This is a genomic window from Bartonella sp. MR168JLCBS (assembly GCF_042194175.1).
The window spans coordinates 217,745-230,511 of record NZ_JBHIMP010000001.1 but is presented as its reverse complement, the minus strand read 5'-3'; the positions used below and the strand labels follow the sequence as shown (position 1 = coordinate 230,511).

13 protein-coding genes are annotated in these 12,767 nt (G+C 40.1%); 4 read left to right on the top strand and 9 right to left on the bottom strand.

Annotation, left to right across the window (positions count from 1 at the left end):
- Nucleotides 1-628: 628 nt before the first annotated feature.
- The 3 genes from ACFIK8_RS00855 to ACFIK8_RS00845 all read right to left on the bottom strand — a co-directional run bounded on the left by ACFIK8_RS00855 (nucleotide 629) and on the right by ACFIK8_RS00845 (nucleotide 3,392).
- Nucleotides 629-1,378, bottom strand: coding sequence for a L,D-transpeptidase family protein (locus tag ACFIK8_RS00855; protein WP_375635332.1), 750 nt, complete (start codon nucleotides 1,376-1,378; stop codon nucleotides 629-631).
- Nucleotides 1,379-1,418: 40 nt separating this feature from the next.
- Nucleotides 1,419-2,375, bottom strand: a complete 957-nt coding sequence (locus tag ACFIK8_RS00850) for an acetyl-CoA carboxylase carboxyltransferase subunit alpha (RefSeq protein WP_375635466.1) — start codon at nucleotides 2,373-2,375, stop codon at nucleotides 1,419-1,421.
- A gap of 78 nt (nucleotides 2,376-2,453) precedes the next feature.
- Nucleotides 2,454-3,392, bottom strand: coding sequence for a site-specific tyrosine recombinase XerD (locus ACFIK8_RS00845; protein WP_375652534.1), 939 nt, complete (start codon nucleotides 3,390-3,392; stop codon nucleotides 2,454-2,456).
- A 259-nt stretch (nucleotides 3,393-3,651) separates the two neighbouring features.
- Between ACFIK8_RS00845 and ACFIK8_RS00840 the strand changes: the two genes are divergently transcribed.
- The 4 genes from ACFIK8_RS00840 to ACFIK8_RS00825 all read left to right on the top strand — a co-directional run bounded on the left by ACFIK8_RS00840 (nucleotide 3,652) and on the right by ACFIK8_RS00825 (nucleotide 6,619).
- On the top strand, nucleotides 3,652-4,284 hold the full coding sequence (locus ACFIK8_RS00840; protein ID WP_375647004.1) for a shikimate kinase: 633 nt from the start codon (nucleotides 3,652-3,654) through the stop codon (nucleotides 4,282-4,284).
- The gene (gene aroB / locus ACFIK8_RS00835) at nucleotides 4,259-5,392 is read left to right on the top strand and encodes a 3-dehydroquinate synthase (protein WP_375644335.1); all 1,134 of its coding nucleotides are present in this window, start codon (nucleotides 4,259-4,261) and stop codon (nucleotides 5,390-5,392) included. Before ACFIK8_RS00840 ends, aroB begins: the two co-directional genes overlap by 26 nt.
- A 424-nt stretch (nucleotides 5,393-5,816) precedes the next feature.
- A complete protein-coding gene (locus ACFIK8_RS00830) occupies nucleotides 5,817-6,212 on the top strand; it encodes an MliC family protein (protein WP_375635334.1) in 396 nt (131 codons plus the stop codon).
- A 17-nt stretch (nucleotides 6,213-6,229) separates the two neighbouring features.
- Entirely contained in the window at nucleotides 6,230-6,619 is a 390-nt protein-coding gene (locus ACFIK8_RS00825; protein WP_375635335.1) for an MliC family protein, read from the top strand.
- A 16-nt stretch (nucleotides 6,620-6,635) separates the two neighbouring features.
- Here ACFIK8_RS00825 and mnhG read toward each other — a convergent pair whose 3' ends face one another.
- Genes mnhG through ACFIK8_RS00795 form a run of 6 tightly spaced genes read right to left on the bottom strand, consistent with a single transcriptional unit; the run spans nucleotide 6,636 to nucleotide 12,687 of the window.
- Nucleotides 6,636-7,046, bottom strand: coding sequence for a monovalent cation/H(+) antiporter subunit G (gene mnhG / locus ACFIK8_RS00820; RefSeq protein ID WP_375644336.1), 411 nt, complete (start codon nucleotides 7,044-7,046; stop codon nucleotides 6,636-6,638).
- A complete protein-coding gene (locus tag ACFIK8_RS00815; protein WP_375635337.1) occupies nucleotides 7,043-7,324 on the bottom strand; it encodes a K+/H+ antiporter subunit F in 282 nt (93 codons plus the stop codon). Before ACFIK8_RS00815 ends, mnhG begins: the two co-directional genes overlap by 4 nt.
- Nucleotides 7,321-7,806 carry a Na+/H+ antiporter subunit E gene (locus ACFIK8_RS00810; RefSeq protein WP_375644337.1) on the bottom strand — a complete coding sequence of 162 codons (486 nt, stop codon included), beginning with the start codon at nucleotides 7,804-7,806 and terminating at the stop codon, nucleotides 7,321-7,323. Before ACFIK8_RS00810 ends, ACFIK8_RS00815 begins: the two co-directional genes overlap by 4 nt.
- A complete protein-coding gene (locus ACFIK8_RS00805; protein ID WP_375635339.1) occupies nucleotides 7,803-9,425 on the bottom strand; it encodes a monovalent cation/H+ antiporter subunit D in 1,623 nt (540 codons plus the stop codon). The genes ACFIK8_RS00810 and ACFIK8_RS00805 overlap by 4 nt, the downstream gene beginning before the upstream one ends.
- Nucleotides 9,425-9,766, bottom strand: coding sequence for a Na+/H+ antiporter subunit C (locus ACFIK8_RS00800; RefSeq protein ID WP_015857096.1), 342 nt, complete (start codon nucleotides 9,764-9,766; stop codon nucleotides 9,425-9,427). The genes ACFIK8_RS00805 and ACFIK8_RS00800 overlap by 1 nt, the downstream gene beginning before the upstream one ends.
- Nucleotides 9,766-12,687, bottom strand: a complete 2,922-nt coding sequence (locus ACFIK8_RS00795; RefSeq protein ID WP_375646923.1) for a monovalent cation/H+ antiporter subunit A — start codon at nucleotides 12,685-12,687, stop codon at nucleotides 9,766-9,768. The genes ACFIK8_RS00800 and ACFIK8_RS00795 overlap by 1 nt, the downstream gene beginning before the upstream one ends.
- Between the last annotated feature and the right edge of the window lie 80 nt (nucleotides 12,688-12,767).

The window sequence follows — 12,767 nt, the reverse complement described above, 5'->3', positions numbered from 1 at the left end:
GATCTTATGATATTGAGTCCCTCAATTCAAACTAAAAATAATAAACTGTCATTGTAAATCAAATTGTTATGATAAAAATTTTAATATCCATAAATCTGTAATCAGATTGTTTTCTCTCTAAATGCACTTCATCTGCGAACCACTTCATGCGATTCATTTCACAGACCGATTGGACAAATTCTTGGTTCTAAAATATTCTGCTCAACTCTATATTTACTCCAGCTAAGTGAAATCAAAATCCCTGTTAAGAAAAAAACAAAATCAGACAGAGGCAATATCGCATTTTAAAATGTGTGAATGTATCTTATATAATAGCACGACAAGATAATATTTTACAGCATGAAAGAATAAAACTCTTTGAAAGAAATAAAAAGAGAAGTACATTTTATATTAACTTACTCTTCACTAAAAATGAAGATTGACCGATGTGCAAACAATCCAACTTCTTTGAGAAAATTCCTCTTGGCTTCCCACTTCATCTGATTTACTTACATAAGACTCTATGAAAAAACTCTAGGCTTTAAAAGACTGACTACTCACTTAAACACCTTATGCGTAAAGTTTTTGCATATCCTGTATCGCCATTTATAAGTGATAGTGTCTACGGTCCATCAGGATACAATAACACTCACTGCAATAGAGAAACTGAAGTTTTATCAATATCGCGATTAAAAACGTAACGTTTTCCATAAACTTCAACAGTTGGAGGCTGACGATTTTTTTCAAAAAAATCATAACCTTTCTTAAGCATAACCCAGAATTGATAATGAGGATCATTGCTATGACGTAACATATTATCCTCGGTCATGCGGAAAGGAAAGGCCTGCAACTGAAACTCTCTTTGTCCTCCTTTAAAAGCATCCCGTGCAAACGCATAAATTTGAGCCATGTTCTTATCACTCATAGAATAACAACCTGCGGAAAAGCAAGAACCGTGCACCATAAGATTGCTTCCTGTACGACCATTTTCCTGATCATAAAGGTTAGGAAATCCTATATTAAAAGAAAGATAATATTTTGAATAAGGATTCATTTGGTTTGCGCTAATAGTATAAAAACCCTCTGGTGTCTGAAGATCCCCTTCTTTATATTTAGGTCCAAGCTTACCAGACCATTTGCAAATGCCATAGCGAGCAACCAAGATAAAAAGCCCTGAACGAGATTGCTTCCAAACTTCAGCAAGATTTTCTTCCTTGAAAAATCGCATTACAATTGGTGCATAAGGATCAATATCGTACAAAGCCATTCTGTTCTGGATTTCTTGTGGCAACGGCTGCTCAACTTTGGCACGAATAGAAGCTGGCAATCTTCCCCCACATGCCGCCAATATTCCCATTACAAACAACACACACACAGCGAGGAATCTGCTAAATGTCATCGAATAAAACTCCAATCCAACACCCCTCACAAAAAATAACCTATGTTAGAGATCGACCAATTTGAAGGTATTTTTCCCTTCGCTCTTGTTTAAGAGCTTCACCATCTTTTCCAGCCATAACTTTTAAAGCCTCCGAAATAACATCACCCGTTGCATCAATGACAATCTCTTTGCCACGATGCGCTCCCCCTAAAGGTTCCGAAATAATGCCATCAATAATCTTTAAGCGATATAAATCTTGAGCGGTAATACGCATATTCATTGCAGCATCTTTTGCACGAGCTGGATCACGCCATAAAATAGAAGCTGCTCCTTCTGGTGAAATAACAGAGTAAATTGCGTGCTCCAACATATAAACTTTGTTGGCAGCCGCGATTGCTATCGCCCCTCCAGAACCGCCTTCTCCAATAACAACGGAAACCACAGGAACTTTCAAACGCAAAGTTGCAGCTGTTGATTGAGCAATTGCTTCCGCTTGCCCACGTTCTTCAGCACTCACACCAGGATAAGCACCTGCTGTATCAATAAAAGTGAGAAGTGGCAAACCAAAGCGGTCAGCCATTTCCATAATACGTACAGCTTTACGATAGCCTTCTGGACGTGCAGAACCAAAATTATAACGCAAACGTGTTTGCGTATCGTGACCTTTCTCTTGACCGATATAAGCAACTGCTTCTCCCCTAAAGCGTGCAAACCCAGCTTGAATAGCCTCATCTTCAGCAAACTTGCGATCTCCTGCCAAAGGTGTAACATCATTCAATAAGCGTTTAGAATAGTCCATAAAATGGGGACGATCAGGATGACGAGCGACTTGTGTTTTTTGCCACGGCGATAATTTTTTATAAATATCGCGCAACGCTGTTTGGGAACGCGTTTCAAGACGAGCAATCTCATCACTCATATCAAGACTGCCTTTTTCCTGAGAAATTTTTTTTAATTCAAGAATTTTCCCATCAAGATCAGCAACTGGTTTTTCAAAATCAAGATAATTATACATTTGTACCAACTCATTCAGTGTCACTTATACACTTATAATTTGCTTTATAAAGTCTTTTTCAAAAACATCACCTTTTCTTTAACGAGCCTTTTGCTCATCGGCAAGTGGATGATGCTCATTAACTAAACGATAAAGTCCCTCTTCCAACACATGGGTATAAATCTGAGTGGTAGAAATATCAGAGTGACCTAACAAATGTTGAACGGCACGCAAATCAGCACCATTTTGCAAAAGATGGCTAGCAAAAGCATGGCGCAACACATGGGGAGAAAAGTGTTTACTTTCAATTCCTGCCCTTGTGGCGAGATTTTTCAACTCCCGTGCAACAACTTGACGCGCAATATACCCTGTTTCTGAATGCGCTGGAAAAAGATAAGAACTTGCGGCATCCTTTCCCTGATCACGCAAATTTAACCACTGCAAAAGAACTTGATATGCTTTTTTTGATAACAGCACCATTCGTTCTTTTTTGCCTTTACCACGAACCAAAATGCTGTATGCTTTCCCCCGAACAGCCTGCACAGGCAGACTCACCAATTCACTAATGCGTAATCCTGTTGCATAAAGCATTTCACTCAATAGCTGAAGACGCAATGCACGCAGATAATCCTTAGATCCATAATGAGCTTGATTAACTTCTAACTGTGCTAAATCAAGCAATTTTATCACTGCATCTTCACTCATGATTTTTGGCAAAGGACGCCCTTGGCGAGGTGCATCAATATCATGAGAGGGATCATCTGCTCTCAACCCTTCAGCATAAAGGAATTGATAAAACTGACGTAAAGTTGATAAACGGCGCGCTTGCGACGATGCCGCAAAACCAAAAGTATGCATAAGCGACAAAAGGGCAATTAAATCTTCTTTTTGTGCTGAAAAAAGCGAAACAGAGTGTGAAGACAATTCGTCTTGTGCCCACTGCAAATCATGCTGATAAGCCGCAAGCGTATGAGGTGAAGCCCCTCTCTCCGCGCTCATCATCTCAAGAAAATGATCTATCACAGCACCACTTTTCATTTCATTGATTCGCTTCCGTAGAAAGATTCCATGAATCCAAGGGGACATCAATGTACATATCCACAGTTACTGGTTCAACCCAAACCACAAGAGCACCCATTATAATGAAAAGAACAGAAAGCAAAATGAAAAGAATCATCAAAAATCTGGTCAATGTTGGCATAAGATAATAACCTACCAAAAATATTCTATCTCGTATTATGCCTCACAAAGATTAACAGGAATTGACTTTAAGATGGATAAATGCCGAAATAAAGTTATGAAAAGCAATCGACCAAAACGCGTCCCCATAACACAAATAAAGAATCAGCTCTTATCGTCCCTTGATAAAAGAGTACTTGTCCTTGTTGGTCTTATGGGGGCAGGAAAATCAGTGATCGGAAAACGCGTCGCCACCATGCTCCGTTTACCCTTTTATGATTCTGACCAAGAAATTGAAAAAGCTGCGCAAATGACAATCACTGAACTCTTTGAAATTTATGGTGAATCAGAATTTCGTGCTCTTGAACAGCGTGTTATTCTAAACCTCATAAAAAAAAGTCCCCTTGTTTTAGCAACAGGTGGTGGTGCCTACATAAATGAAAATATCCGAAAAGCCATTCACCAAAATGGTATATCCATATGGCTAAAAGTCGATCTTGATATCCTCATGAAACGTGTCTCAAAACACCCAGCACGCCCCCTGCTTCAAACAGCTAATCCTAAAGAAACCATGCAAAAACTCATGGAACAGCGTTATCCTATCTATGCAAAGGCAAACTTAACAATTAACAGTCATAAAGAAAGCCGTCATACCGTAGCACAAAATGTTATACGATCTGTACAGCACTACCTATACACAGAAATTAACAATAGGGACAACCAGCATGCAAACAAAGACCGTCACTGTTAAACTGGACAAACACTGTTACGATATCATCATTGGTCCGAATCTGATTGCACAAGCTGCTTCACAGATTAAACATGCTCTTAACAAAAAAGATCCTCATCCAACGCGCTTGGCACTTGTTACAGATACAAATGTTGCTTCTCTTCATTTGGAAATATTACAAGCAGAGTTAATAAAAAATAAAATTCATACTGTCCCTATTATTGTAGAAGCAGGAGAACAATCAAAATCATTTTCAACCCTGCAAATTGTCATCGGTCAAATTCTTGCTGCGCGTTTAGAAAGAGGCGATTGTGTTATTGCTTTTGGTGGTGGTGTCATTGGCGATCTAGCAGGATTTGCGGCAAGTATAATCCGCCGTGGTATGAACTTCATTCAAATGCCCACAACGCTTCTTGCACAAATTGATTCCTCCGTTGGTGGAAAAACTGGAATCAATAGCCAATATGGTAAAAATCTTATTGGTACTTTTTATCAACCGCAATGCGTTATTGCTGACACATGTCTTCTTGATACCCTACCACCGCGCGAATTTCGTGCTGGTTACGCAGAAATGGTTAAATATGGACTCATTAACCAGCCTGATTTTTTTGAGTGGCTTGAAAAAAATGGGAAAGAAATTTTTTCCAATGGCCCAATACGAACAGAAGCTATTGTCCGCTCATGCCAATTTAAAGCTGCCATTGTAGCACGTGACGAACACGAAGCAGGAGAGCGCGCGCTCTTAAATCTCGGCCATACATTTGGACACATGCTTGAAACAGCAACCGCCTATGACTCAGACCGCTTAATCCATGGCGAAGCTGTAGCAATTGGAATGATTCTAGCGCATCAATTCTCTGCTCAACTAAATTTGATAAGTCCCACACTTACACAACGTATTGAAGCACACTTCAAATCTATAGGGTTGCCTACACAATTAAAGGATATCCCAGGGAAGTTACCAGATTCTGACACTTTAATGACTCTCATTGCCCAAGATAAAAAAGTTTCGCAAAACAATTTGACCTTCATCTTAACACGCGGACTTGGTCAATCATTTATTGCAAAAAATGTCTCTCCGGAAGCAGTTTTGACTTTTCTGGAACAAAAATTAGCAGAAATTCGTTAATTCATATTGAATATAATTGATTCGTTTTTATACTTCTATTAAAGGAATAAGTATGATGATGTCTGCGTAGCTCAGTAGGATAGAGCACAGGATTCCTAAAGAAATTGGGCGCTTTAAGGAGAAATCCTCAAAGTGGATCTGCTCAAATTCGGGGAAAGCTTCATGGGAGACTATATGCCAATGCCAATCCCGAGCCAAGTCTCTCCTCAAATGAGAGAAAGGTGTAGAGACTGAACGGGCAGCACCTAAAGAGCTAAAAGCTTCAAGGTGAAGAGACAGTCCAGACCACAAACAGCCATGAAAAGCTGGCGGTGAAAATCGAAGTGGTATGAATCCTGGGGTCGCAGGTTCGAATCCTGCCGTAGACACCATTGTATCAATCAAATTATTCTTTGTGAACAATATAGGAATATAGGGAAGCATCATGAAAAAAACTTTACATTTTTTAGGATTTTTCACCGCTTTAAGTTTATCAATCTTCAGCTCAAACAATAGCTTAGCTGGTTCTTTTATCATTGAGGTACCAGACAACCCAGAGCCAAAAACAGAGACCATTACCTATCAGTGTGATACTGGAACAGGTAAAGAACGCGTTGAAGCGGTCTATCTCAATGCTGATAATATTTCGTTGGTTGATTTCAAATGGAAAGGAGAGCGCGTCGTTGCTGCAAATGTAGTCGCAGACACAGGGGAAAAATACGAAGGAAGCTGGTATATTTGGTGGAAAAAGAACAACGAAGTCACACTTTACGATCATCTTCGTGATCCAGAAAGAAAAACCCCCATCCACTGTAAAGATGAATCAACATTGTTGTTCTAAATAACGAAGGAATCATTATGAAAAAAACTCTTTTTAATTTACGGTTTTTAGTCGTTTTAAATCTATCGCTTTTTAGCTCAACGAGTGCCTTTGCCGGCTCTTTAGTCATTGAGGTACCAGACGATTCAGAACCAAAAAAAGAAACCGCTGTCTATCAATGCAGCAATGAAACAAAAAAAGAACGTGTTGAAGCAACCTACTACACTACCAATGATATTGCATTAGTTGATCTCAAATGGAATGGAAAGCGCATCATCGCTTCCAATGTCGTTTCTGCTTCTGGAGCAAAATATGTAGGGGGTGAATATGTTTGGTGGACAAAAGGAAACGAGGCCTCATTCTACAATACCCTTACTGAAGACCACGCAACGTCCCTCACGTGTGTAGAAGAAAAAAGCACAGAATAAGGAAGGTTCTTACATTTCAAGAACCGCGCTGGCTCTCATCGCTTGATGTTCCTTCTGACGTGAGTAACTTTTCCTCCGTCTGGTTTAATAAAAGAGCCAGCGGTTTTTCTGACTGTTCTTCTGAATGATGTCGATAAGCTGCTGTATGTGAGAGCAACATAGAAGCTACCGGTGCTGTTAAAAACAAAAAAAACATCAGCAACACTTCATGAAAAACAAAATAATGGTCCACAAATATTGAATAAAGAAATGAAGAAATAAGAATGCTACCAACACCCCAACTCGTACACACTGAAAGCATATGCAAACGCTCATAAAAACTGGAAAAGCGCACCAAACCTATCGTTGCGATCAGTGTCAATCCAGACCCTAATATTAAGAAAACCGTGATAGCAATAGCCACCACAAGCGATACGTCATCTTTCATTCAATAACCTCCCCCCGCATAAGAAACTTCGCTAAAGCGATGCTTGAAACAGACCCCAACAACCCAATAATGAGGGCAGCAACAAAATAAATGGTTGTTCCTGAACGGATATCGAATGTAAGAAACAAAAGAACAGTGGTTATATAAAGAGCATCCAAACCAACAATTCTATCCTGTGCCCGTGGACCACGAATCAACCGAAACAATGCGAAGACCACCGCCAAACTTAAAAAAAACTGTGAAAAGAAAAGCCCCCAATAAAGGATCACCATACTCATAAGAAAATCTCCAAAAGTAATTGCTCATACCGTTGTTTTATCAATCGTTGATAATTATATCCTTTTTTTAAATTTAAGACATGGAGCAAAAGCTCACCCTTTTTACTATTATAGGCAACCCAAGCCGTTCCAGGAGTTGCCGAAAGGATGCACGCTAAAATAGCCAAAGCAGTGCGATTATGAAGCAGAAGAGGCACTACAATAAAGCCAGATCGCTGTTTTCGAGACCTTTTTGTTAAAACAAACCAAGCCACCGAGATATTTGAGGATATAGAATCTATCAAGACTCGAAAAATAAGACGAAAAACCGCACTCCAGTTTTTAATAGCAACCTTCTCCGGCTCAAGAAGCCGTATCATCCAACCACAAAACAAAGCGGTTATAATACCTAAAAACAATTGCCCTAAACTAAAACCATTTAAAATAAGCCACATAAGGACAATGACACCACTGAAAAAAGGAGAAGGACAAAAACGATTCATTTATTCATCTCCCTCTTTTCGAGAGAAAAATCCGTTAAAACGCTCCCAATATAATTCTGAGGTTCATACAAAGTCTTAGCAGTTTCAGACATATAATGACTAACAGGACCGGCTACAATTGTTATAAGAAAACACAAGGCAAGAAGAACAGCAATAGGCGCAAATTCTATCACCTGCACACGGGGAACGCGACCTTCAAGAGAAACCCAAAAAGTTCGAATCCCCGTTCGTGTCAGTGCAATCAAAGCTGCAAAACCTGAGAGGGTGACAAAAACCACAAAAAGCCAATCATGATAAACCGGAAGAGAGGCAAAAAAATCCTCTCTACTATGGTTTAAAACTGCCATGAACATCATAAGTTTAGCAACAAAACCAGAAAAAGGTGGCAATCCAATAATCAAAATGGCACAGATACCAAAACAAGCCCCAAGAATTGCCAAGGTTACAGGGAGATATGTGCCAACTTCATCTTCTTCCTCCTCTTCATCATCACCATAAACCTCCATTGTGACAGCCAGAACATTAGCAGCCACATCTTGACAGCGTTCAACCAACTCTACCAAAAGAAAAAAAGCTCCCAGTGCTAAAGTTGAAGAAACAATATAAAAAAGTGCACCTGCTGTCAGTGCTGCATTGCCAATCCCTATTGCTGCCAACAATGTACCAGAAGAGACAAGAACACTATAAGCTGCCAAACGCACCAAAACTTGGCTCGCCAATACCCCAATAAAACCAAAAATCAAAGTGGCAAGCCCACCATAAAACAAAACCGTATGACCAAAATGGTTAAAATATTCACTTTCAGGACCAAACCACAGCAGCGTTAAACGTAAAATAATATAAATACCCACCTTGCTCAAAAGTGCAAAAGAAGCTCCAACGGGCGCTACTGCCGCGCTGTAAGTTGGCACCAACCAAAAATTAAGCGGCCACATACCAGCCTTAAGCAAAAAAGCAATACCTAGAAGTGCAACACCTATTTCGAACAAAACAATATCTGTAGAAGATATATATTTTATTTTAACAGCCAAATCGGCCATATTAAGAGTACCAGCGACTCCATAAATAAGTGCTGTACCAACTAAAAAAAGTAATGAAGCAACAAGATTAACCACAACATAATGCAACCCTGCACGCACGCGTGTCTGACCAGAACCATGCAAAGCAAGCCCATAGGAAGCCGTTAACATAACTTCAAAAAATACAAATAAATTAAATAAATCACCGGTCAAAAAAGCGCCGTTCATTCCAACCATGAAAAATTGCATCAGTGACTGAAAATGAGAACCCGCTTTGTACCAATGAGCCCGCGCAAAAACCAGTACGCTAGTCACCAATAAGCTTGAAAGTAAAAGCATCATGGCGCTTAAACGATCAAGGACCAAAACAATTCCGAAGGGAGAGAGCCAATTGCCAAGCCGATAAACATCGCAAGCCGGCGCTATTTCAAGAGTACGTATAATCAGTAAAACAGCAATAACGACCGACAATCCCGCCGAAAAAAGACTAATCAATGATTTAAATTTCGAACGCCGTTCATCATAAAAAAGAAGAAGTGCTCCAGTGATTAACGGCAAAAGAATAGGCAAAATAAGGAGATGGTGCACCCCTACTTCCATCACTGCACCTCACGTCCATCAACGTGATCTGAACCCGTTAAACCGCGTGAAACCAAGAGAATAACTAAAAATAAAGCTGTCGTTGCAAAACCAATCACAATCGCAGTTAAAACCAAGGCTTGAGGAAGAGGATCGACATAATTAGCTGGATTAATAACAGTAGTAGGATCAACAATTGGAGCGGCATTACTACGCGGTCTACTCATTGAAAACATAAAAAGATTGACACCATAGGAAATCAAAGACAAACCAAGAATGACTTGAAAAGTGCGTGGACGTAAAATAAGCCAAATTCCTGATCCAACAAGAATACCAATACCTAAAGAAAGAACAATTTCCATTAATTTTCCTTCTCTTTCAAAACAGGTTTCTTACCGATTCGGTAACTCCGAATTGACTGGTGTGCAAGTGCAATTAAAATGAGAACAGTTGCTCCTAACACAAGAGAAAGCACACCAAAATCAAACAAAAAAGCAGATGCCATGGGAACTTTTCCAATTAACGGAAAATGAATATATCGAAAAAAGGATGTTAAAAAAGGATATCCAAAAAACCAAGAGCCCATCCCCGTTACGACTGACAACAATAAACCAAAGCCCATCCAACGCAAAGGTAAAACTCTCAAATGCGTTTCCACCCACCGAATATCGCGTGCAAGATATTGTAAAATAAATCCTATCGCCAAAGTAACACCACCGACAAATCCACCTCCTGGCAGATCATGCCCTCGCATAAATAAATAAATAGCAAAAGCGATAATAATCGGAAAGAGCCAACCCATAATAACAGCAGGAACAGCTAAATAATTCAACACTGTATCTCCCACATTTCGATTAGGCTGTGCCATATCAAAGGCTTTCTGGACACGTTGCTGAAAAGGTGCATCAATACTTTCAGGGGCAGGACGAAACCGCCGTAAAAGGGCAAAAACAGTGAGTGATACAACACCCAAAACGACAATTTCTCCCATAGTATCAAAACCACGGAAATCAACCAACAACACATTCACAACATTGCGACCACCAGCATCAGAGTAAGCCTTGGTGAGAAAAAAATCAGAAATCGTCGTACCTTGAGGACGTGTCATCACTGCAAAAGAGAGCCATGCTACACCAGCACCTCCCACAAGGGCTATGATAAAATCACGGATACGACGCAAGCGCACGAAAAAACGAACAGGCGTTGGTGTAGGATTATGCAAACGTTTAGGCAACCACCGTAAACCAAGCAATAATAAGACGACTGTAACAACCTCAACAACTAATTGTGTTATTGCTAAATCAGGAGCAGAAAGCCATAAAAAGGTTGCACAAGTCATCAAACCAGCTCCCCCCAACAACATGAGTGATGCAAGACGATGAAACTTCGCTTGCCAAGCAACTAAAAGTGCACATAATCCGCCAACTAACCAAAGAGCGAGAAAGGGAATATCAACTGGGAAAAGCGGTAACGCCCCCGCTGAAATAAAACCATCGCACCAAAGTAAAAGACCAACAAATGCAAAACACACCCAAAAAATCCAGTGCAACTGTATCTGCAAACGACGTGTTGACAAAATAGATTCCACCGCACGTGCCCATTTCCAAGAAATAATCACGAGAATGCGTTCAAAAATACGCGGTCCATTTAAGTGACGAAAAAAAGGCGCTCCATCATCACAGGATAAAAAATAACGGTGCCCGACAGCGTAGAGTAATCCGCCTCCTAATAACGCAACAAAACTCATCACTAATGGAGTATTAAACCCATGCCAAACAGCTAAACTATAAGGGATTGTCATTGATCCTAAAACAGACACAACCGCGTTATCTAAAATAGGTCCTATTGTTAAATTAGGAAAAATACCAACTGCTAAACAAATAAACACCAAAAGCTCCATTGGTAAACGCATGAAATGCGGTGGTTCATGGGGAGTTTTGGGTAAATTGACAGGTTTTGGTCCCAAAAAAACGCCATGAATAAAGCGTATAGAATAGGTTACACTAAACAGACTAGCCAGCGTTGCTACATAAGGTGCAATCCAATCGAGCCATGATTCCATATGCGTTTCAACAGCTTCAGCAAAAAACATCTCTTTCGATAAAAAACCATTCAACAAAGGAACTCCAGCCATCGCTGCGCTTGCAACTAAAGCGAGAGTTGCTGTAATAGGCATAGAGCGATAAAGCCCTGACAATTTACGCATATCACGTGTTCCCGTCTCGTGATCAATAATACCAGCAGCCATAAATAAAGAAGCTTTAAAAGTAGCATGATTAGCCATATGGAAGATCGCTGCAACACAAGCAAGTGGACTACCAAGGCTTAAAAGCGTGGTAATCAATCCAAGATGACTAATAGTTGAATAAGCAAGCAGCCCTTTCAAGTCTTGCTGAAACATGGAAAAATAGGCACCAAGCAGCAATGTAGAGAGTCCTGAAAAGCCAACCAGCCAAAACCAAGATTCTGTCCCAGAAAGCACAGGCCATAAACGAACAAGCAAAAACAATCCCGCTTTTACCATGGTTGCTGAATGCAAATAAGCCGATACAGGGGTTGGAGCAGCCATCGCATTGGGCAGCCAAAAATGAAAGGGAAACTGCGCACTTTTTGTTAATCCCCCCAATAAAATACAAATAAGGACAGGACTATAAAGAGAACTTGACCGGATCATATCTCCAGACTGCAGCACTTTATCCAAATCAAAACTGCCAACAATATACCCGATCAATAAAACCCCAATAAAAAGTGCAAAACCGCCAAAACCTGTGATCGTTAGAGCCATACGCGCACCCTCACGCGCACTTGCATTATGATACCAATAGCCGATCAACAAAAAAGAAAAAATGCTGGTGAGTTCCCAAAAAATAACCAAAAAGACGAGATTACCTGATAAGACTATTCCCGTCATTGATCCCATAAAGGCCAAAAAAAAGGAAAAAAATCGCGGTACAGAATCTGCTGGATCCATGTAATAACGTGAATAAATGACAACAAGCAACCCAATTCCTGTAATGAGCAAGCAAAAAAGCCACGACAAACCATCTATACGGAGAATCAAATCGCTCCCCCATTCTGGAAGCCAAGAAATATCTAAACGCACTACGTGGTTTCCGCGAACTTCCGGATAAAGCATTATTGTAAAAATAAGACAGAAAAGTGCAACAATCCCAGCAAACCATGCTTCATTATTTTTTGCTGTCGAGCGAAAAAAGCCAATGATAGCACTTCCACCAAAGGGAAGCAAAACGAGCAATATCAACATTGCTTCCCGTGTTGTCATTCTTTCAACTCCATCCTGTCCTTAATATTTTGTCATCGACAAAACAAAAACTTATATCCTCACCCCCCATTCCACACTTA

What these genes read in the sequence shown, in the direction of transcription:
- ACFIK8_RS00855 (WP_375635332.1), bottom strand. Translation starts at nt 1,378, where the DNA reads ATGACATTTAGCAGATTCCTCGCTGTGTGTGTGTTGTTTGTAATGGGA.
- ACFIK8_RS00850 (WP_375635466.1), bottom strand. Translation starts at nt 2,375, where the DNA reads ATGTATAATTATCTTGATTTTGAAAAACCAGTTGCTGATCTTGATGGG.
- ACFIK8_RS00845 (WP_375652534.1), bottom strand. Translation starts at nt 3,392, where the DNA reads ATGAAAAGTGGTGCTGTGATAGATCATTTTCTTGAGATGATGAGCGCG.
- ACFIK8_RS00840 (WP_375647004.1), top strand. Translation starts at nt 3,652, where the DNA reads ATGAAAAGCAATCGACCAAAACGCGTCCCCATAACACAAATAAAGAAT.
- aroB (WP_375644335.1), top strand. Translation starts at nt 4,259, where the DNA reads ATGCAAACAAAGACCGTCACTGTTAAACTGGACAAACACTGTTACGAT.
- ACFIK8_RS00830 (WP_375635334.1), top strand. Translation starts at nt 5,817, where the DNA reads ATGAAAAAAACTTTACATTTTTTAGGATTTTTCACCGCTTTAAGTTTA.
- ACFIK8_RS00825 (WP_375635335.1), top strand. Translation starts at nt 6,230, where the DNA reads ATGAAAAAAACTCTTTTTAATTTACGGTTTTTAGTCGTTTTAAATCTA.
- mnhG (WP_375644336.1), bottom strand. Translation starts at nt 7,046, where the DNA reads ATGAAAGATGACGTATCGCTTGTGGTGGCTATTGCTATCACGGTTTTC.
- ACFIK8_RS00815 (WP_375635337.1), bottom strand. Translation starts at nt 7,324, where the DNA reads ATGAGTATGGTGATCCTTTATTGGGGGCTTTTCTTTTCACAGTTTTTT.
- ACFIK8_RS00810 (WP_375644337.1), bottom strand. Translation starts at nt 7,806, where the DNA reads ATGAATCGTTTTTGTCCTTCTCCTTTTTTCAGTGGTGTCATTGTCCTT.
- ACFIK8_RS00805 (WP_375635339.1), bottom strand. Translation starts at nt 9,425, where the DNA reads ATGGAAGTAGGGGTGCACCATCTCCTTATTTTGCCTATTCTTTTGCCG.
- ACFIK8_RS00800 (WP_015857096.1), bottom strand. Translation starts at nt 9,766, where the DNA reads ATGGAAATTGTTCTTTCTTTAGGTATTGGTATTCTTGTTGGATCAGGA.
- ACFIK8_RS00795 (WP_375646923.1), bottom strand. Translation starts at nt 12,687, where the DNA reads ATGACAACACGGGAAGCAATGTTGATATTGCTCGTTTTGCTTCCCTTT.